Raw genomic sequence first — 24161 nt, forward strand, 5'->3', positions numbered from 1 at the left:
GACGACGTGAAAGTACTGATTGTTGGCGCCGGGCCAGCCGGGTCCACCGCTGCGTATTACCTCGCGACGGCCGGCATAGATGTCACCGTGCTGGAGAAGACCGCTTTTCCCCGTGAAAAGGTCTGCGGAGACGGACTCACGCCGCGCGCGGTCCGCGAGATCCAAAAGCTCGGGCTGCCCCACGCTGCGGAGCAGGGGTGGCGCCGGAACAAGGGCCTGCGCCTGATTGCCGGCGGCCGCACCATCGAACTGCCGTGGCCGGAAGTCGCCGACTTTCCCACGTATGGCCTGATCCGCACCCGTCTCGGTTTCGACGAGTCACTGGCCCGCCACGCCCAGGCCGCGGGCGCCGTCGTGCTTGAACACCACAGCGTGACCACGGCCTTGCAGGATGAAGACGGCAGGGTGATCGGTGCCCGTGCCGCAATCCTCGATGAGTCCGGACGTAAGACGGGGCAAACGCGGGACTTCCATGCCGACGTCGTACTCGCCGCAGACGGAAACTCAACCCGGACCGCAGTGTCGCTCGGGATGCAAAAACGCGACGACCGCCCGCTGGGCGTGGCCGTCCGCACCTACTTCACCTCGCCCCGGCATGACGACGACTGGATGGAAGGGTGGCTTGAGCTTCCTGGAAAGTCCGGGAAACCGCTGCCCGGTTACGGCTGGGTGTTCGGGGTGGGCGATGGCACGTCCAATGTGGGACTCGGCATCCTGAACTCCTCCAAGGAATTCGGCAAGCTCGACTACAAACAGGTCCTCCGCGAATGGACCGCCGGAATGCCCCCTGAATGGGGCTTCACGCCCGCGAACCAAGTGGGGGAGATCCGCGGCGCTGCGCTGCCCATGGGCTTCAACCGCACGCCGCATTACTCGCCCGGGCTGCTGCTGCTGGGCGATGCCGGCGGCATGGTGTCACCGTTCAATGGCGAGGGCATCTCCTACGCGATGGAATCGGCCCGGTTCGCGGCAGAGTTCATCATTGACGCTTCCTCCCGCTCGGTGTCGGCCGGCTGGACCACGCACGACGCCGATGCGCACCTTGCGCGGTACGCGGACTATGTGCGGGACCAGTGGGGATCGCACTTCACGTTGGGCCGGCTCTTCGCCTCACTCATTGGTAAGCCCGCGGTGATGAAGCTTGCGCTGCGCACAGGCATGCCCATTCCTGTGTTGATGCGCTTTGTGGTGCGCATGCTCGCCAACCTCACGGACCCTTCCGCAAAGGGCTTCGAAGACCGGGTCATCAGGGTTCTTGAGCTACTGGTGCCGCCCACCTCCAATACCTCTTCAGCCCGCTCTTTTCAGGCAGCCGGCTCCGACACCGCGGTTTCCGCAACAACTAGTTAGGGTTAAGCCGTGACGAATTCTGCCGAACACAGCTGGACGCATGCCGGGCACGGCCTGCCCGAGTCCAATGAGCCTTCCCTCAACACCACTGCGATTGCCACGGGCCTCCAGCTACCCGCGGGTTTTGCCGCCATCGCCGGGGATGCCGAGCTCGGTCCGGCTATCACCACCAACCTTGCACGGGTGGAAAAGAAGCTCCGCGAAGCCATCTCCAACTCCGACCCCCTGGCTGATGCAACGTCGCGTCACCTGGTGGAAGCCGGCGGCAAACGCATCCGTCCACTGCTGACCTTGCTCTGCGCACACCTCGGCGATGCCTCGCGTCCCGAGGTAGTCCAGGCCGCCGTCGTGGTTGAACTGACCCATCTGGCCACGCTGTACCACGACGACGTGATGGACTCCGCGCCGTTCCGTCGCGGCGCTCCCACAGCCCATGAAGTGTGGGGCAACTCGGTGGCCATCCTCACCGGCGACCTCATCTTTGCCCGCGCCTCCATTCTGGTGTCCGAGCTCGGATCCCGCGCGCTCGGCATTCAGGCCCGGACCTTCGAGCGGCTCTGCCTGGGCCAACTGCATGAAACCGTTGGCCCGCGTGAAGACGAAGATCCCGTGGACCACTACCTGTCCGTCATCGCAGACAAGACTGGTTCGCTGGTCGCTGCCTCGGGACAGCTGGGTGCGATCTTCGCCGGGGCCGATCCTGACTTCGAAGACCTGCTGGTGGAGTACGGGGAAAAGGTAGGCGTGGCCTTCCAACTCGCCGACGACGTCATCGACGTCACCGGTGTGAAGGTCAAGTCCGGTAAATCCCCGGGCACCGACCTTCGCGAGGGAGTGCCAACCTTGCCCGTGCTGCTGCTGCGTCGCGACGCCGCCGCTGGAGATGCCTCGGCAACTGCGCTCTTGGGACTGATCGATGGCGACCTCTCCTCCGATGAGGCCCTGGCCGAAGCTGTGGCCGGTTTACGCGAGCACCCAGTCACCCAGGAGTCCTGGAAGATCGCCCGCCAGTGGTCCGCCGAGGCCGTCGCCGCTTTGGCGCCGTTGCCGGAGGGCGTTGTCAAAGCGTCGTTGACCAACTTTGCGCACGCAGTGGTGGACCGCAGCAGCTAGTCCCATTTTTCACGCGGATTTCCCGCAAACTTTGACGCGGCAGGCGTTCGGACCCATCCATGGGCCGGGCGCCTGTTTTTCTGTGTGCAAGGATCCTGGGTCCTTTGAGCTGGACCTATCTTTTCGTGGCGCTTCTTTTGATGGCGCTTAAACGGAATGGCCCCGGGTCGCTGCAACGTTACGAGTCATACGCTGCACCGAACCGGGACCACAATCTCCGTTCGCATCAGAACCACCGGAGGCATTTAGTGGATCCGTGAAAAGCTTATGACAGTCCTGTCACATATGCAACTCACTGGGTCAACAATTCTTTCGCTGCCGCAGGGGGTTTACTGAAGACGCAAATCCCCCTCCACCAACTTTGAATTTCGAGTGCCAAGGACACGCCGCGCCAAGGGTGTGTCGCAGCCAGGTTGGCCTTCAAAGTTGGTGGTGGAAGTACACGGCGGTTGTCCACATACGACTATTCTCGTCCCCGTCTGGCTGCTCAGGACCCAAGCCTTGGCATATGGACATCACACAATTCCTGCGTACTCGGCACGGCGCTGCCACCATGGACTCGCTGCGAAAAGCGGGATTCACTCGTCGGACCGTGGCAGCCGCGTTGGAGGCAGGTTCAATTCTTAGGCTGCATCGCGGCGTCTACGTAGTTGAAGGCGCAGCGCCCGACGTCGTTGCTGCTTTTAGGGCGGACGGCTTGATCACATGCCTTTCCGCGGCACGCTTTTACGGACTGTGGACCTTGCACGGGGACGAAGATCTGCACCTCAGCTGCAGCACCGGCAAGAAGCGGCGGCACGTGATCCATCATGGAGCATGCCTACACCCGCGCCACCCATACATGCCCGTCGCCGGGGTGGCCGATGTCTTGCTGCACGCCCTCAGGTGCCTTCCGGAGCTGGAATCGCTCGTGATGGTGCAGAGCGCAATCAGCCGGGCACTCCTGTCGACGGAATTCCTGAAGTCGAAGCTGCCCGGCAACAGGAATGGCAGGATCCGAAAAACCCTGGACTTGGTCCTGCCCCGGGCCGACTCCCTCTTGGAAGTGCTGGCCCACGCCCACTTTGCAAGGGCGGGCTTGCGAGTGCGCATGCACGTGCCATTGGCCGGGGTGGGGGAGGTGGACTGCTTGGTCAACGAATGCCTGGTGGTTGAACTCGACGGCGGCACGCACCTTGAGGGGAAACAGGTCAAGAAGGACCAGTACAGGAATAACGCGGGCCTACGCGGCGGCCTGCTGACCCTCCGGTACTACTACGCCGACGTCGTTCATCATCCTGAGCGGATGGTTGCCGAGGTCCTCGCAGTTCTTCGCAACAGGGAGGGTGGACGCTACGCGCCGGCGAGATACGCGCCCGGGTGGGTTCCGCCGTCGTAAATCCCTTGCTTCCGTACCGCCACCACCAACTTTGGCCATAAACTGCTGGCGACACGCACCCTGAACCGCGTGTCGGGGCCGGGTCGAAATGAAAGTGGGTGGTGGCCGTACGAGTCCCCCAGCAAAACAGCCCCCGGCAACCCGGTAAAGGGCGCGCAGGGGCTGCTGAAAAGTGAAACTTAGTCTTCGTCGTTGAACGCCCACTCGAACATGTCGAACACGAATTCCGAGAACGTTCCTTCTTCGCTCTTCCACTGGCCACGGGCGTTGTTACGGCGCCAAACGATGGGGTCCGGGATGCTGAGATCGGCGGTGCGGAAGCCCCAGGTGAATTGCTCGTCCTCGTCCTCGAGGAACATCAGGAAGCCTTCGTCGTCCACCTCGAGCTCTTCGGGGTCCCAGAAGTAGTGGTAAGCCTCCATGAGATCCTCGCAGCCACCCAATGCCTGGTAAAACTCGCGCAAAACCAGGGGGATGGTGAAGGAGTGTTCGGCGAGGGCGTCATCGAGTTCGTCCGGCGTCAGGCCGTCCTCTTCCTGCCATTCATCCTCGAGATACTTTGGGACCAGCGCGCGGAACTTCTCGAGGAACATGTCAGTCATGCTCTTATCCTAGCTAATCCCGGGCACCCGAAATTGCGCTGGGACCGCTGCCGGTGCGGTGCCATCCGCGGACAGCCAACGGCACATACCAACTGCGTCGCCAGGCCGTGACGCGGAAAGCGAAGACGACGGCGGCCACGGCGCAAGCGGTCACTCCGCTGAAGAAGCCCAGATGCCACAACAACGTGGTCAGGCCGGCCCCCACAAAGGCAGGCAACGCGTAGATATCCCGGTTGTTGAACAAGGTAGGAATCTCGTTGGCCGTGATGTCGCGCAGCATGCCGCCACCCACCGCCGTGGTCACGCCGAGCAGGATCGCGGCGACAGGATTCATGCCGGCGGTTAGCGCCTTCAGCGTCCCGGTGATGCAGAACAGGGCCAACCCGCCGGCGTCGAACAGGGTCAAAAGGGACGTAAACCGCTGGACGGAGGAGAAAAGGAAGTAGACCAGCATCGCGGCGAGAAGGGGCGGGGCCAGGTACGCAGGGTTGGTGAAGGCAATTGGCGGCCCGGCATTGAGAATGATGTCCCGGATGACGCCGCCGCCCAGCGACACGAGGGATGCCAACAGCACCGAGCCCACGATGTCGAATTGTTTGCGGGCGGCAAGCAGGGAACCGGACACCGCAAAGAAGAAGACGCCGACCAAGTCGAGCCACAGAAGGACAATGTCAATGGGAATCAACTGAACGGGTTCTTTCTGGGTGCGGCTCTGAACAGATGCTTGCTCAACGTTACGCTAGCTCCCATGAACAGCCCCGTTTTGATCGCCTGCGCCCACGGAACCCGGAATGCCGCCGGCCAAGCCGCCATCCGTCAGGTCATGGCGGAGATTGAGGCCGCGCGTCCCGGTTTGAAGGTCTTGGAGGCCTACGTGGACGTGCAGGAACCGGAGCTTTCCGCCGTGGTGGCGGCCCTGCCCGAGGGGGCTGCCGCCGTCGTCGTGCCGCTTCTGCTGTCTACCGGCTTCCACGTCAAAGTGGACGTCCCCAAGGCGATTTCGGGCCGCCCGGAAGTAGTGGCCGCCAGGCCGTTGGGTCCGGACCCGCGCTTGGCCGAGCTGCTCGCCAGCCACCTGCGCGCTGCCGGCCTGGGGGAGAACGACGGCGTGCTGCTGGCTGCCGCCGGATCGTCACTTCCCGACGGCTCGGTGGACTCGGAGGAGCAAGGACGGCTCCTGGCCAAGCTGCTGCCCAACAAGGTCCGCGTCGCCTATGGTGCCAGTGCCCAGCCAACAGTGCCCGACGGCGTCGCCGCCTTGCGTGCCGAACTCGCCGCCGACGGCACACCAGGCAGGGTCTTCATCGCCTCCTACCTCCTGGCAACAGGCTATTTCCACGATCAGTTGGCCAAGGCCGGCGCCGACGTCGTGACTGCTCCGCTGCTGCCCTCACTGGTGTTATCGGAGATCGCGTTGGAACGGTTTGACGGCGTGGTCACTTCGTAAATGCAAGGCCTCCGGCGCGTTCATGACGAAATGTTTCCCTAGGTGACTTAGCGTTTCCGGACCTTTGCTGACGAAATCTGGCCGGACCTACAGTCGATGCATGACAGATACAGCTGTAGCCGGTGCGTCGGCGGACACCGCAGTCCCGTCCCGCCCGGCGCGCACCCGTCCCGCCGCCAAGCCCCACGGCCAGTGGAAGGTTGATGGCACCACGCCCCTCAATGCCAACGAAACGTGGAAACAGGACGATAACGGGCTGAACGTCCGTGAACGCATTGAATCTGTCTACTCCAAAGAGGGTTTCGACTCCATTGAAGGCACGGATCTGCACGGGCGCTTCCGGTGGTGGGGCCTTTACACGCAACGCAAGCCCGGGATCGACGGCGGCAAGACCGCAACGCTTGAACCGCACGAGCTCGAAGACAAGTACTTCATGCTGCGTGTGCGCATTGACGGCGGCGCGCTGACCACTGAGCAGCTTCGTGTCATCGGCCAAATTTCCGTGGACTTTGCCCGCGGCTCTGCAGACCTGACTGACCGCCAAAACATCCAGTTGCACTGGATCCGCGTTGAGGATGTGCCGGAGATCTGGCGCCGCCTGGAATCGATCGGCCTGTCCACCACCGAGGCTTGCGGCGATGTTCCCCGCGTCATTCTAGGGTCGCCGGTTGCCGGGATCGCCAAGGACGAGATCATCGATCCGACGCCGATCATCAACGAACTCGCCGAGCGCTTCATCGGCGATCCTGAGCTGGCAAACCTGCCTCGCAAGTACAAGACGGCCATCACCGGGCACCCGTCCCAGGACGTGGTCCATGAGATCAACGACTTCGCCTTGGTGGGCGTCATCCACCCTGAGCTGGGTGCCGGTTATGACCTCTGGGTCGGCGGTGGCCTCTCCACCAACCCGCGCTTGGCGGAACGGCTGGGCGTGTTTGTCTCGGCCGACGTCGCCGCTGAAGTGTGGCTCGGTGTCACCAGCATCTTCCGCGACTACGGCTACCGCCGCATGCGCACCAAAGCACGCCTGAAGTTCCTCATGAACGACTGGGGACCGGCCAAGTTCCGCCAGATCCTTGAAGACGAATACCTCGGTTTCAAGCTTCCTGATGGCCCGGCCGCTCCCAAGCCGACGTCTCCCGGTGACCACATCGGCGTCCATGAGCAGAAGGACGGCAAGTTCTTCATCGGCATGACGCCCACCGTGGGACGGACGTCCGGCGAGGCCTTGGTCACGCTGGCCGATACCTTGGAAAAGCACGGTTCCTACCGCCTGCGCACTACTCCTCACCAGAAGCTCGTCATCCTTGACGTGGCCAAAGAGCAGGTGGAACCGCTTGTCGCCGAGCTGGACACCTTGGGCCTCTCGGCCCGACCCTCCGTGTTCCGCCGCGGCACCATCGCGTGCACCGGCATCGAGTTCTGCAAGCTGGCCATCGTGGAAACCAAGGTCACCGCGGCAACTGCCATTGCTGAACTGGAACGCCGGCTGGCCGATCTCGTGGAGACCAAGCAACTGCCCCAGGCACTGTCTCTCCACATCAACGGTTGCCCGAACTCCTGCGCTCGTATCCAGACCGCCGACATCGGCCTCAAGGGCATGATGCTGCCGACGCCCGACGGCGACCCCACCCCGGGTTTCCAAGTCCACCTCGGTGGCGGGCTGGCCAACAACGAGCGCGAGGAAGCCGGCCTGGGACGTACCGTCCGCGGCCTCAAGGTCACAGTGGAAAACCTGCCCGACTACGTGGAGCGCGTTGTCCGTAAGTTCGTGGCCGACGGCGCCGAGGGCCAGACCTTCGCAGAGTGGGCACTCGCCGCAGATGAAGGAGACCTTCAGTGACCGCTTCCCGGGCCGTCGCCCCGACTCCGGCACCCCGGCCCGCGCTGCGTTCACACGAAGAGCTCAAGGCCTTGGCCGAAGCCGGCGCCGCAGAGCTCGGCTGGAACGCCCCGGCGAGGGACGTCATCGCGTGGGTAGCCCGTAACTTCGAGCTGCCCGCGGTGACCGTCGCCTGCTCCATGGCCGACGCCGTCCTGCCCGCCTTGGTCGCGGACCAGCTTCCCGGCGTCGACGTCTTGTTCCTCGACACGGGCTACCACTTCAAGGAAACGTACGAGACCCGTAACGAAGTTGCGGCGAATCTGCGCGTCAACGTAGTGGACGTCCTTCCCGAGACCACGGTTGAACAGCAAGACCGCCTGCTGGGCAAGGACTTGTTCGCCCGGGATGCCGCCCAGTGCTGCGCGCTCCGCAAGGTGCAGCCGCTCCGCCGGTCACTTTCCGGCTACGAGGCCTGGTTCACCGGTGTCCGCCGCGATGAAGCCCCCACCCGCACCAACACTCCGGTGGTTACCTGGGACGAGGGCTTCGGCCTGGTCAAAGTGAACCCCATGGTCGACTGGACGTTTGACCAGTTGGTGGAGTACTCCGAGGACAACATCCTTCCCGTCAACCCCCTCCTGAGCCAGGGCTACCCGTCCATCGGCTGCCAGCCCTGCACCCGCAAAGTGGCCCCGGGCGAAGATCCCCGCGCAGGCCGATGGGCAGGATCCGACAAGACAGAATGCGGACTACACACATGAGCACCCAAACAACCAATGCGCCCACTCCCGGGGCGGTAGCTGCTGCTGCGGCTCTGCAGTCGACCCGCCTGAGCAGCCTGGACACGCTCGAGTCCGAGGCCATCCATATCATCCGCGAAGTCGTCGCCGAGTTCGAGAAGCCTGCGCTACTGTTTTCCGGCGGCAAGGACTCCGTGGTCATGCTGCACCTGGCCACCAAGGCATTCTGGCCGGGCAAGGTGCCTTTCCCTGTTCTGCACGTGGACACCGGCCACAACTTCCCTGAAGTTATCGACTTCCGTGACCGCACGGTTGAGCGCCTCGGCCTGAAACTGGTGGTCGGCTCGGTGCAGGAGTTCATCGACCGCGGCGAGTTGGCCGAGCGGGCCGATGGCACCCGCAACCCGCTGCAGACCGTTCCGCTCTTGGACGCTATCCAGCGGAACAAGTTCGACGCCGTGTTCGGTGGTGGTCGTCGGGATGAGGACAAGGCCCGCGCCAAGGAGCGCATCCTGAGCCTCCGTGACGAGTTCGGCCAGTGGGATCCGCGCAACCAGCGGCCCGAGCTGTGGAACCTGTACAACGGCCGCCACACCGTGGGCCAGCACGTCCGGGCGTTCCCCATCAGCAACTGGACCGAGCTGGACATCTGGCGGTACATCGAACGCGAGAACATCGAGCTCCCCGGTCTGTACTACGCGCACGAGCGTGACGTTTTCGCCCGTGATGGCATGTGGCGCGCAGTGGGCGAAGTTTCCCAGCCGCGCCCGGACGAGGAAGTCATCACCAAACTGGTGCGCTACCGCACTGTGGGTGACATGTCCTGCACCGGTGCCGTCGAGTCCGACGCCCGCACCGTGGCCGACGTCGTTGTTGAAGTCGCCGCCTCCACCCTGACCGAACGTGGCGCCACCCGAGCAGATGACCGCATCTCCGAGGCCGCCATGGAAGACCGCAAGAAGGACGGCTACTTCTAAATGAGCACCGAAACTTTGGCTGCCGGGCTGGAAACAGCCCTGCCCACCACCCTTTTCCGCTTCGCCACTGCCGGATCGGTCGACGACGGCAAGTCCACTTTGGTGGGCCGGCTCCTTCACGATTCCAAGGCGATCCTTGCCGACACGCTCGACGCCGTTGCCCGCACCTCCGCGGACCGCGGTTTCGGCGGCGAGAACGCCACCGGAACAAGGGCGATCGACCTTGCGCTCCTCACCGACGGCCTCCGCGCCGAGCGCGAGCAGGGCATCACGATCGACGTCGCCTACCGCTACTTCGCCACAGACCGCCGCAGCTTCATCCTGGCGGACTGCCCCGGCCACGTTCAGTACACCAAGAACACGGTCACGGGCGCGTCCACCGCGGATGCCGTCGTCGTGCTCATTGACGCCCGCAAGGGTGTGCTTGAGCAGACCCGCCGGCACCTTTCCGTGCTGCAGTTGCTCCGCGTTGCCCACGTGATTGTGGCCGTGAACAAGATCGACCTGGTGGACTTCAGCGAGCAGGTGTACCGCGACATCGAAGCAGATGTTCAGAAGGTGGCCCGCGAACTTGGCTTGGGCCGTGAACAGTCAAACGCGAGCGGTGTGACGGATCTATTTGTGGTGCCTGTTTCGGCGCTGGACGGCGACAACGTGGTGGATCGCTCCGAGCGCACCCCTTGGTACAGCGGCCCAGCGTTGCTGGAGGTCCTCGAAACCCTTCCTGCAGCCGACGAGCTCGAGGCCGACCTGGAGAGCTTCCGCTTCCCGGTGCAGCTGGTGATCCGTCCCCAAGGCGCCTTGGCTCCTGACGCCGTCGCAGCCGGGCTCGACGTCGAGGCGTACCGCGACTACCGTGCCTACGCAGGCCAGATCACTGAGGGCTCGGTCAAGCTCGGAGACGAAGTCACCGTCCTGACCCCGGGCCACGAACCGCGCACGACGTCGGTGATCGGCATCGATTTCGCCGGCCGCTCCCTCCAGGAAGCTGCTGCTCCGCAGTCCGTCGCCATCCGCTTGGCCGACGAGATCGACGTCGCCCGTGGTGACACGATTGCCGCTGCAGGCACTGTCCGAGAAAGCACCGCGGACCTGTACGCCTCGCTCTGCTGGCTCTCGCCCAAGCCCCTGCGCGAAGGCCAGAAAGTTTTGGTGAAGCACGGCACCCGTACCGTGCAGGCGTTGGTCCGTGCAGTGAGCGGCAAGCTGGATTTGGCCACCTTCAACGTGGAACCCGCGTCCAGCTTGGAGCTCAACGACATCGGACACGCCCAGCTGCGGCTCTCGGCTGCGCTGCCGTTGGAGAACTACCTGCATCACCGCCGTACCGGGGCGTTCCTGGTGATCGACCCGTTGGACGGCAACACGTTGGCCGCAGGCCTGGTGAAGGACCACCCCGGGGACCACGAAGACGAACGTTATGTCATCTAGGGTCCGTACGTAGCGCACATGCCACAGAACACCACCCTCAGCACTCTCCTGTCAGCCGGGAACGACCTGGTCTTGGACGGTGCCTTGGCCACCGAGCTCGAAGCCCACGGCTGCGACCTGGAGGACGCGCTGTGGTCAGCGAAGGTCCTGTTGGAGCAGCCGGACCTCATCAAACAGGTACACCGGGACTATTTCGACGCCGGTGCTTCCGTTGCGATTACAGCCAGTTACCAGGCCACGCCGCAGGGTTTTGCACGGCGTGGGCTCGCCGAGGCGGAGGCTCTGGATTTGGTGGCGCTGAGTGTACGGCTGGCCGATGAAGCACGGCAGGAGTACCTCGCCGTTCACCAAACGCGGCGTCCTTTGCTGGTGGCCGGTTCCGTAGGCCCCTATGGCGCCTATCTGGCTGATGGTTCTGAGTACCGCGGCGACTACACCCTTTCGCCTGCCGAGTTCCGCGACTTCCATCGCCCACGCATTGCCGCGCTGGTAGGGGCTGGTGCGGATTTCCTGGCTTGCGAGACGCTTCCCTCGTTCGCCGAAACGGAGGCGGTGCTGTCCCTCGTGGCGGAGTTCGACGTCGAATCCTGGTTCACGTTTACGCTGCGGGATGGTGGCCATATCAGTGATGGAACACCGTTGGCGGAGGTGGCAGCGCTGCTGCGCGCGGAACCGCGCGTGGCCGCCGTCGGGGTTAACTGCGTGCCGCTGGAGCTCGTGACCGCGGCTTTGGGCACTTTGCAGGAAGCCACCGATGCGCCCCTGGTGGCGTACCCGAACTCGGGGGAGACCTACGACGCCGTGACCAAGACATGGGGCCCCTCGGCTGGTGTCCAAGGCAACGGAACTTTGGCAGGAAACGCCGCTGACTGGCTGGACCGTGGTGCCCGGCTCATCGGGGGCTGCTGCCGCACCACACCGCGCGACATTGCCGCCCTCGCTGCCACTATGACCTCAGGTGACCGTGCGTGAACGCAGATGGAAGCCCCGGATGTGATTATGACGCCAAGTGACCCTGCGTGAACCTTGGTTTCTGCGGGATTGAAGCGGAAATATGACAGTCCCTACTGTGAAGGCATGACTTCTCCGGACTGGTCCTTGCTTGCCCTCGACGGGCGATGTCGCGAGGCCTGAACCTCGCCCACAGCATTTCTCCATCTTCCTTAGGACCACTCATGTCGAACACCCCCGATCCCCAAAAACCCGGGTCAGGTACCACCCGCATCGTCGCCGGTGAGACCGCACCCAAGGCCAAGCGCCGCCGCACCATCGAAATCGTGATCGCACTGGGCGTTGTGCTGCTGATCGGTGCAGGCGCCGCAGTTGCCTCCGCCGTCTCACAGAACAACCAGGCCACCCCGAGCGCCGCCACTTCACCGGCTGCCGAACTCCGGCTCGGCTACTTCAGCAACGTCACCCATGCTCCGGCCTTGGTTGGCATCAGCAAGGGCATCATTGCCAAGGACCTCGGCAGCACCAAGCTCACCACGCAGGTCTTCAACGCCGGCCCGGCCGCGGTGGAAGCGCTGAACGCCGGCGCTATCGACGCGACCTACATCGGCCCTAACCCGGCCATCAACTCCTTCGTCAAGAGCAACGGCCAGTCCATCAGCATCATCGCCGGCGCAGCCTCCGGCGGTGCCCAACTCGTGGTCAAACCCGGGATCAACTCGGCCGCCGACCTCAAGGGCAAGGTCCTGGCATCGCCGCAACTCGGCGGCACCCAGGACGTGGCCCTTCGAGCTTGGCTCGGCCACCAGGGCTACAAAACCAACCCGGACGGCAGCGGCGATGTGACCATCAACCCCACCGACAACGCCCAGACGCTGAAGTTGTTCCAAGACGGAAAGCTCGACGGCGCATGGCTGCCGGAACCCTGGGCCTCCCGCCTGGTCCTCGAAGCCGGGGCGAAGGTCCTGGTGGACGAGAAGGATCTGTGGGACAAGGGCGAATTCACCACCACCATCCTGATCGTGAACAAGAAGTTCGCCGCTGAACACCCCGAAACTGTGAAAGCACTCCTGAAGGGCCACGTTGAGTCAGTGAACTGGCTGAACACGGCTTCTGCCAGCGAGAAAGCCACCACCATCAACGCAGTCCTCAAGGACACAGCGGGTAAGCCGCTCGCGGCCAACGTGATTGACCGGGCCTTGAAGAACATCACGTTTACCACGGACCCCCTCGCCGCAACGTACAAGAAATTGCTGCAGGACGGCGTCGATACGGGCACGACCAAAGCCGCTGACATCAACGGGATTTTCGATCTCCGCGCCTTGAACGAGGTACAGGGCAAAAAGACCTCCGCTGCGGGACTCGGCCAAGACTAAGCACCACACTCCACCAATCACCACGAAGGACGGGACCATGCCAGTCGTACTCGAGAACCTGGGCAAGCGCTTCGGCGACGGCGCCCCGGTGCTGGACGACGTCAACGCCACCATCGAGCAGGGCGAGTTCGTGGCCCTGCTCGGTGCGTCCGGCTGCGGCAAGTCCACCCTGCTGAACATCATGGCGGGACTGGAACGGCCGACGTCGGGCGCCCTTGAGGTGCCCAGCGACGGCGCGGCTTTCATGTTCCAGGACGCGTCCTTGTTCCCGTGGTTGACCGCCCGCGGCAACATCGAACTGGCGTTGCAACTAGCGGACAAGTCCAGCACCAAAGCGAGCCGGCGGCTGCGGGCAACCGAACTGCTGGAACTGGTGCACCTCGGTGGCGCCGGAGAGAAGCGGCCCCATGAACTCTCCGGAGGCATGCGGCAGCGCGTTGCCCTGGCGCGCTCCTTGGCCCAGGACAGGCAGTTGTTGCTGATGGACGAGCCGTTTGCGGCGCTCGACGCGATCACCCGCGACCTCCTGCACGACGAGCTGGAGCGCATCTGGAAGGAAACCGGACGGACCATCGTGTTCGTGACACACAACGTGCGTGAAGCCGTCCGGTTGGGCCAACGGGTGTTACTTCTGTCCTCCCGACCGGGCCGGGTGGTGGCCGAATGGAACGTCACCGAAGAGCACCGCACGGATGCCGGTCGTGCGGGGGAGCTCACCGGGACCATTACCCGCCGCCTTCGCGAGGAGATCCGCCGCCATGCCAAGTAAGACCACAACCACCGACGAGCGGACCGTCCCCGTGACCGAACCCACTGAGCGCATCACCTCCCCGTCCTTGAAGGGCAATACGTCCGAGTTACGCGATCTTGAAGCGGGCCTGGACAACCTGCAATCAGACGCGGGCCGTAAGCACGGGATCGAGTGGAAGCGCATTCTGCTTCCCGTCGCTGCCCTGGTGGTGCTCATCCTTGTGTGGCAGTTCTACGTTTCACTGGGCTTGAAGCGACGCGATCAGGTTCCCGGTCCCCTCGATGTGCTCAGCCAATTGTCGGCGCTGTGGGGCGAGGGGAAAGTCCAGGAAACAGTGTGGACCTCCCTGCAGCGCGGCCTGATCGGATTCCTCATCTCCGTGGTGGTTGCGACGCCGGTAGGGCTTTTGCTGGCCCAGGTGGCACCGCTTCGACGGGCCTTTGGTCCGTTGATCTCAGGGTTGCAGGTCCTTCCGTCCGTTGCGTGGGTTCCTGCAGCGATCATCTGGTTCGGCCTGACCGACGCCACGGTGTACTTCGTGGTGCTCATGGGCGCCATCCCGTCCATCATCAACGGCCTGATCTCCGGCGTCGACCAAATCCCGCCGCAATACCGGAGCGTCGGCAAAGTCTTGGGCGCCAACCGGTTCCAGATGGCCCTTCAGATCGTTCTTCCCGCAGCATTACCCGGCTACATTGGCGGCCTGAAGCAGGGGTGGGCCTTCTCATGGCGCTCACTGATGGCCGCGGAGATCATCGCGGTGGGCGGTACCATCGGCTTTGGCTTGGGGTCGCTCCTTGACCAAGGACGTTCGCTATCCGATATGGGGGTGGTCATGGCCGCTATCTTGCTGATCCTCGCCGTGGGAATCCTGATCGAACTCATCGTCTTCGGGCCGATAGAGAAACGCCTCCTGCAGCGCCGCGGACTTTTGGCCGGCAGCAGCCGCTAGTTCTGAGGAATTCTGCGGACGCGCAATGAGTTGTCCCCAGCATGCACAAGAAACGGATAGGCTTCCTCTCCTTCGGACACTGGGCCCGGGTCCCCGGCTCGTTGGTACCCACGGCGGGTGAGGCCCTCAAACAGGGCATCGAGCTAGCCGTGGCTGCTGAGGAACTGGGCATCGACGGGGCGTTCTTCCGCGTGCATCACTTCGCACGGCAGCAGGCGTCACCGTTTCCGCTCCTGAGCGCGATCGCAGCAAGAACCCGCCGGATCGAGATCGGCACCGGCGTGATCGACATGCGCTACGAGAACCCGCTTTACATGGCGGAGGAAGCAGCGGCCACGGACCTCATCAGTGACGGACGCCTCCAGCTCGGGGTGAGCCGTGGTTCACCCGAGCCGGCACTCAACGGTGCAAGCAACTTCGGCTACGTCCCGGCCGACGGCGAGGCTGCAGGTGACATGGCCCGCCGCCACACCACGTTGTTCCGGAAGGCCATTGCCGGCCATGGCGTCGCCCCGGCCGATCCGCACTACGCGGGCGGTGCAACCGGTTTGTTGCCGATCCAGCCGCAATCGCCCGGACTGTCACAGCGGATCTGGTGGGGTGCAGGGACACGCAAGACGGCGGTCTGGGCAGCAGAGCAGGGGATGAACCTCATGAGTTCCACCCTTCTCACGGAGGACACGGGCATTCCCTTCGATGAGCTGCAGGCCGAGCAGATCCACATGTTTCGTGAGGCATGGGCCGCGGCCGGACATGACTTCGAGCCGAGGGTCTCGGTCAGCCGCAGCGTGATCCCGATTGTGGACGAGATCGACAACCACTACTTCGGTCTCCGCGCCCAGGCGGATAGCCAGGACCAGGTGGGGATTCTCGACGGCGCGTTGTCCCGTTTCGGGAAGAGCTACATCGGCGAACCCGAAACCCTGGCGGAGGAGTTCGCCCGGGACGCCGCGGTTCAGGCAGCGGATACCGTGCTCCTGACCATTCCCAACCAGCTTGGCGTGGATTACAACGCCAAGCTGCTGGGCAACGTGGCCAAGCACATCGCACCAGCCATCGGTTGGAAGGCCGGACACCCGGTCGGCTAGAACCTGCCGTCCGGGTTGCCCGGCCTTTGCCGTCAGCGGTTGCTTCTGTTTATGAGGCCGACGCTGCTTCGGCTTTCTTGCCGAGGGCCTGGGCGGCTTTCTGGATCTTGGCACCGTAACCGCCGTTCAGCGCGGTGTCCTTGATTTTGTTGGCCTGGGCATCCAAGTCAGCCGGTGCGGCGGCCTTGAGGGTGTTCAGGTCAGCTTGCAGGTTGGCCGGGAGCTTGGCGAAAAGCTTCGGGTGGCTGATCACCTGATCGGCGACCTTCTGGAGTCCCGCGCCGGGGTTGGCCGACGTGAACGCTGAGCGCAGCTCCGACCGCAGGCCCGCACCTTCCGTCTTGCCTTCGGTCTTGGTCTTCTGTGCAGTTTCGGCCCGCGTCTGGATCTCTGCACCGTATCCGCCGGACAGGGCGGTGGTCTTGATCTTGTAGGCGGCGGCTACGCGGTCAGCGGGGGCGGCGTCCTTGAGTGCCTTAAGGTCAGTTTGCAAGGCGGCGGGGAGCTTGGCGAATACCTGCTGGTGGTTCACCAGTGCTGTTGCTGCCTTGGCAGCACGGTCACCGGCCGCCTGAGGGCTATTCGCCGTGATTTCCAGGAAAGCACCGAGGCCGTGCAGGCCTGCGTGGGTGCGTGCCTTGGCTCCTGTGGACGGGGCGGCCGTCGATGTCGCCGACGGGGACGGGGACGTGGATGTTGCTGAGGCGGCACTGACGCCCACGCTGGCGATGGCGCCGGCGGCCAAAACCGCTGCTGCTCCTACGCCGAGGCGGGTCTTCAATGAGAGGTTTGTCGGCATTTCTACCTGTTTCCTTCCGCTTTCGAGTCTTGCAGGCCGGGCTTGGTATCCGGCCTGCAGCCACTCTACGAGCCGAGGCTGGATGCTAACTGAAAGAACCCGCCTGCCGAACGTTACGAGGCGGCCGTCACCAGCCCCGCGCCAACACCCTCACTGCCAACACCCTCCGCGCCCTTGGTCCCCGAAACGTGGTCAGCGAACACCCGGTACCCGCGGTCATGATCAAAGCCGTGGATTTCCCGCGTGTCCAAAGCCGCCATGAACTCCAAGGTCTGCCGTGTGATGACCTGGCCCGGGACAAGGATAGGGAAGCCCGGCGGGTAGGGAGTGACAAAACCTGCGGAGACCACCTCCTGCCCGGCGGCGACTGCAGCCGCTACTTCCTCAGCTGAGAAGTAGCGCGTGGAATCCGGCTTATAGCTTTCGAAGTAGGCGGCCCGAATGTCCCCGTCCTCGCAAGCGTCGGCTGTGCGGAAGCGCTCAGCGAAGGTGCTGAAGTCCGGCAAAGGTGGCGTCTGTCCCACCCCGACCGACCCTCGGCCGGTGGGGTGTGTTGAGCCTGGGCGTACGGTGCCCTGAGAGTCCTCGAAGCCCTCCGCAAGCTTGACCAGCACCTCGATCAGGTAGGCCACGGAACTGCGCGATGTGCCGATGTTGGTCATGAACAGCACGGTGTTCCGGGACGTCTTATTCACCTGGATCCCGTGACCGTCCATCAGATAGCTGTGGCGGAACGTGTCGCCGTCGATCCCTGTCCTGCTGATGTCCAGCGTGAGGCGGCTGGGGTCAATGACGAATTCGTCGCGCTGCCATGCGTCCTGGAGCTCGGCCAGGCCTTCCCGCAACGGCATGGTTGAGCTGGTCTCCCGGTACTGGTCCTCAATGAGGTCCCGCGACGAGAGAACCCGGAAGTACTTCCGCAGCAGGGGATGGCGGGCCACGGCCTGCGCCACTGAGACGGCGAGGTCGGACTGTTTCTGGACCAGGCCGTAACCTTCCAGCTCCACTTGGCGCCGTCCGATGTCCAGGGACGCCAGGATTTGGTAGTTCGGCGACGTGGACGTGTGGGTCATATACGCCTCGCGGAAAGACTCACTGTTGGACGAGGCGAAGTCCTGGTCGAACACGTGGATCATGGAGCCTTGGCGCAGCGAGGTCAACGTCTTGTGGGTTGACTGGGTGGCATACACCCGGATCCGTGCGACGGCGGGGTCAGGCACCAGCCGCTCCCGGATCCATGCCTCGTCGGCAACGGGTTCGCCGGTGACCGGATCATGCAGTGCCTTGGCCTGTGCCGCGTGCCGGGCGGCGTAGGCGGGATCAGCGAACGACGCCGTCAGGCTCGCGGCCGCCGCCATGGCCGTACGACGGCGGTACACCGGATGGGAGCGCGCGAAGGCAAACCACGCCTCGTCCCAGAGAAAAACGAGGTCCGGTTTGATGGCGAGGCATTCCTCCATGACCCGTTCGGCGTCGTAAACCACTCCGTCGAAGGTGCAGTTGGTCAGCGTGACCATCTTGACCTCGTGAAGGCGCCCGGCACGCCGGTACTCCAACAATCGCCGCTTCAGGCTTGCCACCGGGACAGCACCGTAAAAGGCGTACTTGTCCAAAGGGTATGCATCCAGGTACGAGACACGGGCGCCGGCAAGCACGAAAGCGTAGTGGTGGGATTTGTGGCAGTTGCGGTCCACCAGCACCACATCGCCGGGGGCAAGCATTGATTGGTGGACGATCTTGTTGGCCGTGGACGTTCCGTTGGTGACGAAGTAGGTCCGCTGGGCACCAAACGCCCGGGCTGCGAGATCCTGTGCACGCTTGATGGATCCGTGGGGGTCAAGCAAGGAGTCCAGCCCCCCGGAGGTCGCAGACGTTTCGGCCAGCAAGAGATTCGTCCCATAGAAGTCGGCCATGTCCCTGATCCAAGGGGAGTTACCAACGGACGCGCCGCGGGAAATCGGGAGCGCGTGGAAGACGCTTGCGGGCCTGCGGCTGTATTCCTGCAGGGCGGTGAAGAACGGTGTCTCGTATCGCTCTGCAACGCCGGACAGGAGGGAAAGGTGCAGGTCCAAGTGGTCCTGCCTGCGGAAAATCCGCCGGAACCCCTTGGTCAAGGAACCTGCCAAGGACTCGATGGACACACCCGCAACCAGGTAGACATCCAGTTCCGGTCGGATTCCGGAAACAGCCTCGGCCAAACCAAGAATGCGCCGCAGTGGCCGGGCCGACTCCAAGCCCTGGTCCGAGTGCGGGGCCAGGAATTTACGGAGATCCCGGCCCAAAGGCTGTGTGCTGCGGTATGAAAAGCCCGGGCGCAGAATGACAGCCTGGATATCCGGGTTGAGGAGGACGGCAACCAAAGCATCCTCGTAGCTGGGCACCACGTTGATGGCGTACGTGAAGGCGTCCGAAGGCCGGGCTTGTGCGGCCATATCCGCTTTGAGCGATTCGGCCTCGAAGTGATCCAGGGTGTCCACCACCAGCACCTCGAAGCGGGGACGCTCCGGGCCGCCGGCACCGGCCACGCCATCATCGTCCAAAGGCTCGACGACGGCGCCGGTACCGGACTCGGTTGCGGCCGCGAGGGGAAGGTTGGACAAACCCGACAGGAGGTCGAGCGCGGAGCGGGGATCGCCGTCGTCGACGAAGTGGCGCAACTGTGCCACTACCGCTACCCCCGGCTGCGCCCAATACGGTTCCACGGCCTCCAGAAGGGCGAAGGCCCGGCCGATCTGCGAGCCGAGGTCCGGGTCCGACGAATCGCTGTGACGGCCCGACGCCAATTGCTTGATGGCGTATCCCAGGAACTCCCAGGCGTCGGCGCGGGAACGCCAGGCCCGGCTGGGCGTGCCAATGGTGGGGGACGGGGAGTGGTTGCTCATGTGTAGTTTTTTCTCTTTCAAACTGACGGAACGGCTATGCGGTCAGGCCACTGCGGATACGGCCCCGGTACGCGTACCAACCCGCCACCAGCAGTGGCGCAAGGACCAGCAGCGACGCCAGCACCCAACGGCCGGTTTCGGAAAAGCCCATGGTGACCAGCACGAAGGCCAGGAACCCGAGGGTCAAGTATGACGTGAAAGGGGCACCGAAGAGCCGGAACGCGGGCCTGGTGGCTTTGCCGGTCTTGACCCAGGACTGCAGTTTGATGTGGCACAACATGATGGTGGCCCAGCCGCCGATGATGCCCACAGCCGAGATCTCAAGCACGATCTCGAAGACCTGTGAGGGAACTATGGCGTTCAGACCCACGCCCACCAAGGTGATTGCCGCGGTCAGGAGGATTCCGCCGTAAGGGACTCCTGACGCGCTGATCCTGGCGGTGAAGCGGGGAGCCGAGCCATTGAGCGCCATGGAGCGCAGAATCCGGCCCGTTGAGTAAAGCCCTGCGTTGAGGCTGGAGAGCGCGGCGGTCAAGACCACGAAGTTCATCACCGACGCCGAGACGGCCCCGGCCTGCGGGTCGCCGAGGTGGGAGAAGAAGGTCACGAACGGTGATTCGCCTGCCTTGTACATCGTGAAAGGCAGCAAAAGGGACAGCAACAGAACAGAGCCAACGTAGAAGATGCCGATCCGAAGCACCACGGTGTTGACGGCCTTGGGCATGACCTTGTGGGGGTTGGCTGTTTCGCCCGCGGCAGTGCCCACGAGCTCAACCGCGGCGTAGGCGAACACGACGCCGCTGATCGCCAGGAGCGGCGCCACGGCTCCGGTGGGGAACACTCCGCCGTTTTCAGCGATGATGTTCAGCCCCGGAATGCCGACGTCGGTCCTGCCGCCAAAGACGATAAAGCAGACGCCCACCACTAGGAACGCCACCAATGCGCCCACCTTGATGAGGGCGAACCAAAATTCCATCTCGCCGAAGATTTTGACCGAAACGAGGTTAAGGGACAGCACCACCACCAAGGCAACGAGCGCCACGAGCCACTGCGGCACATCGTTGAGGGGCGCCCAAAAGTGGCCCCAGAACTTCACATACAGGGCGACGGCGGTGACGTCCACAATGGAGGTCATGGCCCAGTTCAGGAAGTACAGCCAACCGGCCGTGTACGCCATCTTCTCGCCGTAAAACTCACGGGCGTACGAAACGAAAGAGCCCGACGTCGGACGGTACAGCACCAGCTCGCCCAAGGCCCTCAGGATCAGGAAAGCGAAAAACCCGCATACCGCATAGGCCAGGACCAGGGCCGGTCCGGAAGCGTGGAGCCGGCCGCCTGCGCCCATGAAAAGGCCGGTTCCAATAGCGCCTCCGATGGCGATCATCTGGATTTGCCGGGGCTTGAGCGTCTTTCGGTAGCCGACTTCCTCCAAGGAAAAATCGTGCGCGGCGGAAGGTTTAGTGGCGGTGGCCAACGCGCCGTGAAGGCTCGGCGCGGCTTTCTCTGTTGAAGCTGGACTGGGTATCACTGGGGGTCTCCTTTGACTCCGGCGCCACCGGTCAGGTGGCTCAATACTCCGCAACGCGTGGCCGGACTGAAGGACGCGGGCACCATGGCTTGGGCGCGTCCCAGGGCAGTCTTCGTGGCGTTTGGGGACAGTCACCAACTCTAGGGCGAGACGGTCCTCGGGAAACTGGCTGGCGAACCAAATTCACGGCCCGGCTCTTGTGCTGGGAGGACAACACTGCTGAGCTGAAGTGCCGGTAATGTTGCTGGCTGTGCGCGTTCATGCGCATGCACCGGCAGGTATTTTTCAATGGCGAAAAATGCCCTGGGCCGGTGAAAATGCGGTGAAGTCAATGCGACGAACTTAATAAGGAGAGGAAGCGTCAGCTTCGTTGAAAGCCCTGGAACCCGACGACGACGATGTCGTCACCCTGCTAAGCGATGTACTGGAAGACCTGGGAGTGGACAACGCCAGGCTGTTGCTGGCACCCAACCCGGACAACGGGATCGTCCGTGATGCGATCATCGTGGATGCCGAAGATGAAGACGGGGTTCAGCCCGGAACCCTGGTGATGCTCATAGGCGCCCGCGGTCGGGCGGCGCTGCCTGCTATCCGCCGGATCATGACCTACCGGCCCGCGGCCATTGCCGTCAAAGGCAACGAACGTGAACTGGAAGCCACGGCCCAGCTGCTGGAACCAGCCGGGATCGGACTCATCGCGGTAGCTCCGGGCCTGCGCTGGGACAACTTCAAGCGCATCGTCATGGACCGAATCCACGAGAACGATGTTCCGGGGGACAGCCCCACGTCGGTCCACCGGGACCTGTTCGCGATTGCGCAGACCACCGCTACCCTGACCAACGGGCACGTGGTGATCGAGGACCCCGGCAACCAAGTACTGGCCTATTCGCCTGCCTCCAATGATGTGGACGAGTTACGCCGCCTCTCCATCCTGGCCAGGCGCGGACCGGAGCGGTACCAGAAGCTGCTCAAGGAATCCGGGGTCTACAAACACCTTCAAGCCACCGAAGCGCCCGTCCATGTTGAAGCCAACCCGGAAGCGGGACTCCGGGAACGGGTAGCCATCGGTATCCATGCCGGTAGCCGTGTCATGGGCTACATCTGGTTGCAGGAGGGCGCCGAGCCCCTCGCACCGAACACCGACAGGCTGATGGTCGGGGCCGCCCGCCATGCCGCCGTCGAACTGGTACGGCACCGCAACGAGCAGTCCCAGTCGATGCGCGAGGACCGCGTGTCCAGCCTGCTCAGCGGCACCGCACAGGTCCATTCCCAAGCCCAGTCCGCAGGCATCGACCCATCAAAACCGGCGGCACTGGTGCTGATCTCCGCAGGAGGTCTGGACCAGAGCCCAGCGGGTCTTCAGCTTCGCAGGGGCGAGCTCTCCAACCTCGCCTCCATCCATGCGGCCGGATACCGTCCCGGCGCAGTGGTGGGAGCTTTGGGCCTTGAGACGGCCATCATCCTCCCGGACCTGGACCCGGCAAAGTCGCTGCCTGCCATCAACCGGCTGGTCAACACGATTGTCCGTGATGCCACCACCCACCTGCACTTCCACGTCCAGGCAGCCGTTGGCCCGATTGTTCCCCGCTTGGATGCATTGTCCGCCACGCTGGACCACGTCCGGAATGTCCTCAAGGTGCTCGAGGCCACGCCGTCGATCAGGGTTGCGTCCTACAGCGACGTTGAAACCACGGTGCTGACCAATGAGCTCCTGGAGTTGCTCGGGTCACGGACAACCCTCCGGCATGAAGGGATCACCAAGCTCTGCAGCCTCTACCCGGAGTTCGCGTTGACGCTGCTGACCTACCTGGAGTTTTTTGGCGACGTCAACCGGTGTGCCGAGGAACTGGCCATCCACCGCAACACCGTCCACTACAGGCTCCGCCGCGCCTGCGAAGTGGCTGGGTTGGATCTGCAGTCCGCGGACCAACGACTACTCGCCCACCTCCAGATCAGGCTCTGGACCTACGCAGGCACAAAGGGCTGACACCATGGACATTCAAAACCTCCTCGACGACATTGTGGGGGCCGTGCAGCCCCATGTCGGCCAAGGAAACGTGGCCGACTACATCCCGCAACTGGCCGCCGTTGATCCCCACCAGTTCGGCATTTCCGTAGCCACCCGGGACGGCGAAGTTTTCTCCGCGGGGGATGCCCACGTGGAGTTCTCCATCCAGAGCATCTCCAAGGTCTTCGCGCTCGCCTTGGTGTTGGCGTTCGACGGCGACGGCATCTGGAAGCGCGTCTTCCGGGAACCGTCCGGTAATCCGTTCAATTCCTTGATCCAACTGGAGAGCGAAAACGGCATTCCGCGGAACCCCTTCATCAACGCTGGCGCCATCGTGGTTTCGGACAGGCTCCTGAGCGTCACCGGGAGTGCTGCGATGGCTGTTCGGGACCTCCTGCGGCGGGAGACAGGAAACGCCACGCTTGAAGCGGATCAGCGGGTGGCAGGCTCCGAACTGGCCAACAGCCACCGCAATGCCTCACTGGCACACTTCCTGGCCAGTTGCGGCAATTTGGAGAACCCGGTGGACCTCGTCCTTGAGTCCTACGTCAACCAATGTGCCTTGGCGATGACCTGCGAAGACCTGGCGCTCGCAACCCGGTTCCTGGCAGCCAACGGCGTCGGCGCTGAAGGCACCCGGCTGCTGTCGCCCGCGCAGACCAAACGGATCAACGCCGTGATGCTTACCTGCGGAACCTATGACGCCGCAGGGGAGTTCGCGTACCGGGTGGGACTTCCGGGCAAGAGTGGCGTGGGCGGTGGGATCGTGGCTGTGGTCCCCAACAAGTGCGCCATCAGTGTGTGGAGTCCAGGGCTGGGGAGGTCCGGCAACTCTGTGGCCGGTGTCGCTGCTTTGGACGAGTTCACCACCCGCACGGGGTGGTCTGTGTTTTAGGCCCTGTGTTCCAGGCCCTGTGTTTTAGGCCTGCGCTCTATGTGACGCAGCATTACCCAGCGTTACCG

General features: G+C 63.7%; 20 protein-coding genes. 15 read left to right on the forward strand and 5 right to left on the reverse strand.

The genetic code is table 11. From position 1 onward, the window contains the following. Positions 1–6: 6 nt before the first annotated feature. The 3 genes from QRN42_RS16530 (at position 7) to QRN42_RS16540 (ending at position 3841) form a co-directional block, all read left to right on the forward strand. A complete protein-coding gene (locus tag QRN42_RS16530; protein ID WP_284980223.1) occupies positions 7–1350 on the forward strand; it encodes a geranylgeranyl reductase family protein in 1344 nt (447 codons plus the stop codon). Positions 1351–1359: 9 nt separating this feature from the next. Next, complete coding sequence (locus QRN42_RS16535) at positions 1360–2463, forward strand: polyprenyl synthetase family protein (protein ID WP_284975457.1); 1104 nt, start codon at positions 1360–1362, stop codon at positions 2461–2463. A 508-nt stretch (positions 2464–2971) separates the two neighbouring features. After that, a complete protein-coding gene (locus QRN42_RS16540; RefSeq protein WP_284980224.1) occupies positions 2972–3841 on the forward strand; it encodes a type IV toxin-antitoxin system AbiEi family antitoxin domain-containing protein in 870 nt (289 codons plus the stop codon). Positions 3842–4020: 179 nt separating this feature from the next. Here the strand turns inward: QRN42_RS16540 and QRN42_RS16545 are convergent, their stop codons facing one another. Continuing rightward, on the reverse strand, positions 4021–4443 hold the full coding sequence (locus QRN42_RS16545) for a hypothetical protein (RefSeq protein WP_284975455.1): 423 nt from the start codon (positions 4441–4443) through the stop codon (positions 4021–4023). A 13-nt stretch (positions 4444–4456) separates the two neighbouring features. Beyond that, on the reverse strand, positions 4457–5128 hold the full coding sequence (locus QRN42_RS16550) for a trimeric intracellular cation channel family protein (protein WP_284980225.1): 672 nt from the start codon (positions 5126–5128) through the stop codon (positions 4457–4459). On the opposite strand from QRN42_RS16550, the gene QRN42_RS16555 reads away from it, so the two are divergent. The 10 genes from QRN42_RS16555 (at position 5129) to QRN42_RS16600 (ending at position 15981) form a co-directional block, all read left to right on the forward strand. Continuing rightward, positions 5129–5890 carry a sirohydrochlorin chelatase gene (locus QRN42_RS16555; protein WP_284980308.1) on the forward strand — a complete coding sequence of 254 codons (762 nt, stop codon included), beginning with the start codon at positions 5129–5131 and terminating at the stop codon, positions 5888–5890. It abuts the gene before it with no gap. A gap of 100 nt (positions 5891–5990) precedes the next feature. Further along, positions 5991–7733, forward strand: coding sequence for a nitrite/sulfite reductase (locus QRN42_RS16560; RefSeq protein WP_284980226.1), 1743 nt, complete (start codon positions 5991–5993; stop codon positions 7731–7733). Beyond that, a complete protein-coding gene (locus QRN42_RS16565) occupies positions 7730–8476 on the forward strand; it encodes a phosphoadenylyl-sulfate reductase (protein WP_284975452.1) in 747 nt (248 codons plus the stop codon). Before QRN42_RS16560 ends, QRN42_RS16565 begins: the two co-directional genes overlap by 4 nt. Continuing rightward, entirely contained in the window at positions 8473–9432 is a 960-nt protein-coding gene (gene cysD, locus QRN42_RS16570; protein ID WP_502869522.1) for a sulfate adenylyltransferase subunit CysD, read from the forward strand. Before QRN42_RS16565 ends, cysD begins: the two co-directional genes overlap by 4 nt. After that, positions 9433–10863 carry a sulfate adenylyltransferase subunit 1 gene (locus QRN42_RS16575; protein WP_284980228.1) on the forward strand — a complete coding sequence of 477 codons (1431 nt, stop codon included), beginning with the start codon at positions 9433–9435 and terminating at the stop codon, positions 10861–10863. It begins immediately after the preceding gene. A gap of 18 nt (positions 10864–10881) precedes the next feature. After that, on the forward strand, positions 10882–11835 hold the full coding sequence (gene mmuM / locus QRN42_RS16580; protein WP_284980229.1) for a homocysteine S-methyltransferase: 954 nt from the start codon (positions 10882–10884) through the stop codon (positions 11833–11835). A 203-nt stretch (positions 11836–12038) separates the two neighbouring features. Next, the gene (locus QRN42_RS16585; protein WP_284980230.1) at positions 12039–13190 is read left to right on the forward strand and encodes an ABC transporter substrate-binding protein; all 1152 of its coding nucleotides are present in this window, start codon (positions 12039–12041) and stop codon (positions 13188–13190) included. A 37-nt stretch (positions 13191–13227) separates the two neighbouring features. After that, positions 13228–13959: an ABC transporter ATP-binding protein gene (locus tag QRN42_RS16590; protein ID WP_284975447.1), complete on the forward strand. Its 732-nt coding sequence runs from the start codon at positions 13228–13230 to the stop codon at positions 13957–13959. Beyond that, the gene (locus tag QRN42_RS16595) at positions 13949–14893 is read left to right on the forward strand and encodes an ABC transporter permease (protein ID WP_284975446.1); all 945 of its coding nucleotides are present in this window, start codon (positions 13949–13951) and stop codon (positions 14891–14893) included. The genes QRN42_RS16590 and QRN42_RS16595 overlap by 11 nt, the downstream gene beginning before the upstream one ends. A 41-nt stretch (positions 14894–14934) precedes the next feature. Next, on the forward strand, positions 14935–15981 hold the full coding sequence (locus QRN42_RS16600) for an LLM class flavin-dependent oxidoreductase (RefSeq protein WP_284980231.1): 1047 nt from the start codon (positions 14935–14937) through the stop codon (positions 15979–15981). Between the two features lie 49 nt (positions 15982–16030). Here QRN42_RS16600 and QRN42_RS16605 read toward each other — a convergent pair whose 3' ends face one another. The 3 genes from QRN42_RS16605 to QRN42_RS16615 all read right to left on the reverse strand — a co-directional run bounded on the left by QRN42_RS16605 (position 16031) and on the right by QRN42_RS16615 (position 21190). Continuing rightward, a complete protein-coding gene (locus tag QRN42_RS16605; protein ID WP_284980232.1) occupies positions 16031–16780 on the reverse strand; it encodes a hypothetical protein in 750 nt (249 codons plus the stop codon). Between the two features lie 113 nt (positions 16781–16893). Then, positions 16894–19662 carry an aminotransferase class I/II-fold pyridoxal phosphate-dependent enzyme gene (locus tag QRN42_RS16610; RefSeq protein ID WP_284980233.1) on the reverse strand — a complete coding sequence of 923 codons (2769 nt, stop codon included), beginning with the start codon at positions 19660–19662 and terminating at the stop codon, positions 16894–16896. A 34-nt stretch (positions 19663–19696) separates the two neighbouring features. Continuing rightward, entirely contained in the window at positions 19697–21190 is a 1494-nt protein-coding gene (locus QRN42_RS16615) for an amino acid permease (protein WP_410550901.1), read from the reverse strand. Between the two features lie 370 nt (positions 21191–21560). On the opposite strand from QRN42_RS16615, the gene QRN42_RS16620 reads away from it, so the two are divergent. Both QRN42_RS16620 and QRN42_RS16625 read left to right on the forward strand, forming a co-directional pair. After that, the gene (locus QRN42_RS16620) at positions 21561–23177 is read left to right on the forward strand and encodes a PucR family transcriptional regulator (protein WP_284980234.1); all 1617 of its coding nucleotides are present in this window, start codon (positions 21561–21563) and stop codon (positions 23175–23177) included. A gap of 4 nt (positions 23178–23181) precedes the next feature. Beyond that, positions 23182–24093 carry a glutaminase gene (locus QRN42_RS16625; protein ID WP_284975441.1) on the forward strand — a complete coding sequence of 304 codons (912 nt, stop codon included), beginning with the start codon at positions 23182–23184 and terminating at the stop codon, positions 24091–24093. Positions 24094–24161: the final 68 nt, after the last annotated feature.

Source organism: Arthrobacter sp. fls2-241-R2A-200 (genome assembly GCF_030209745.1).
In the GTDB taxonomy this organism is placed as follows: Bacteria; Actinomycetota; Actinomycetes; order Actinomycetales; family Micrococcaceae; genus Arthrobacter.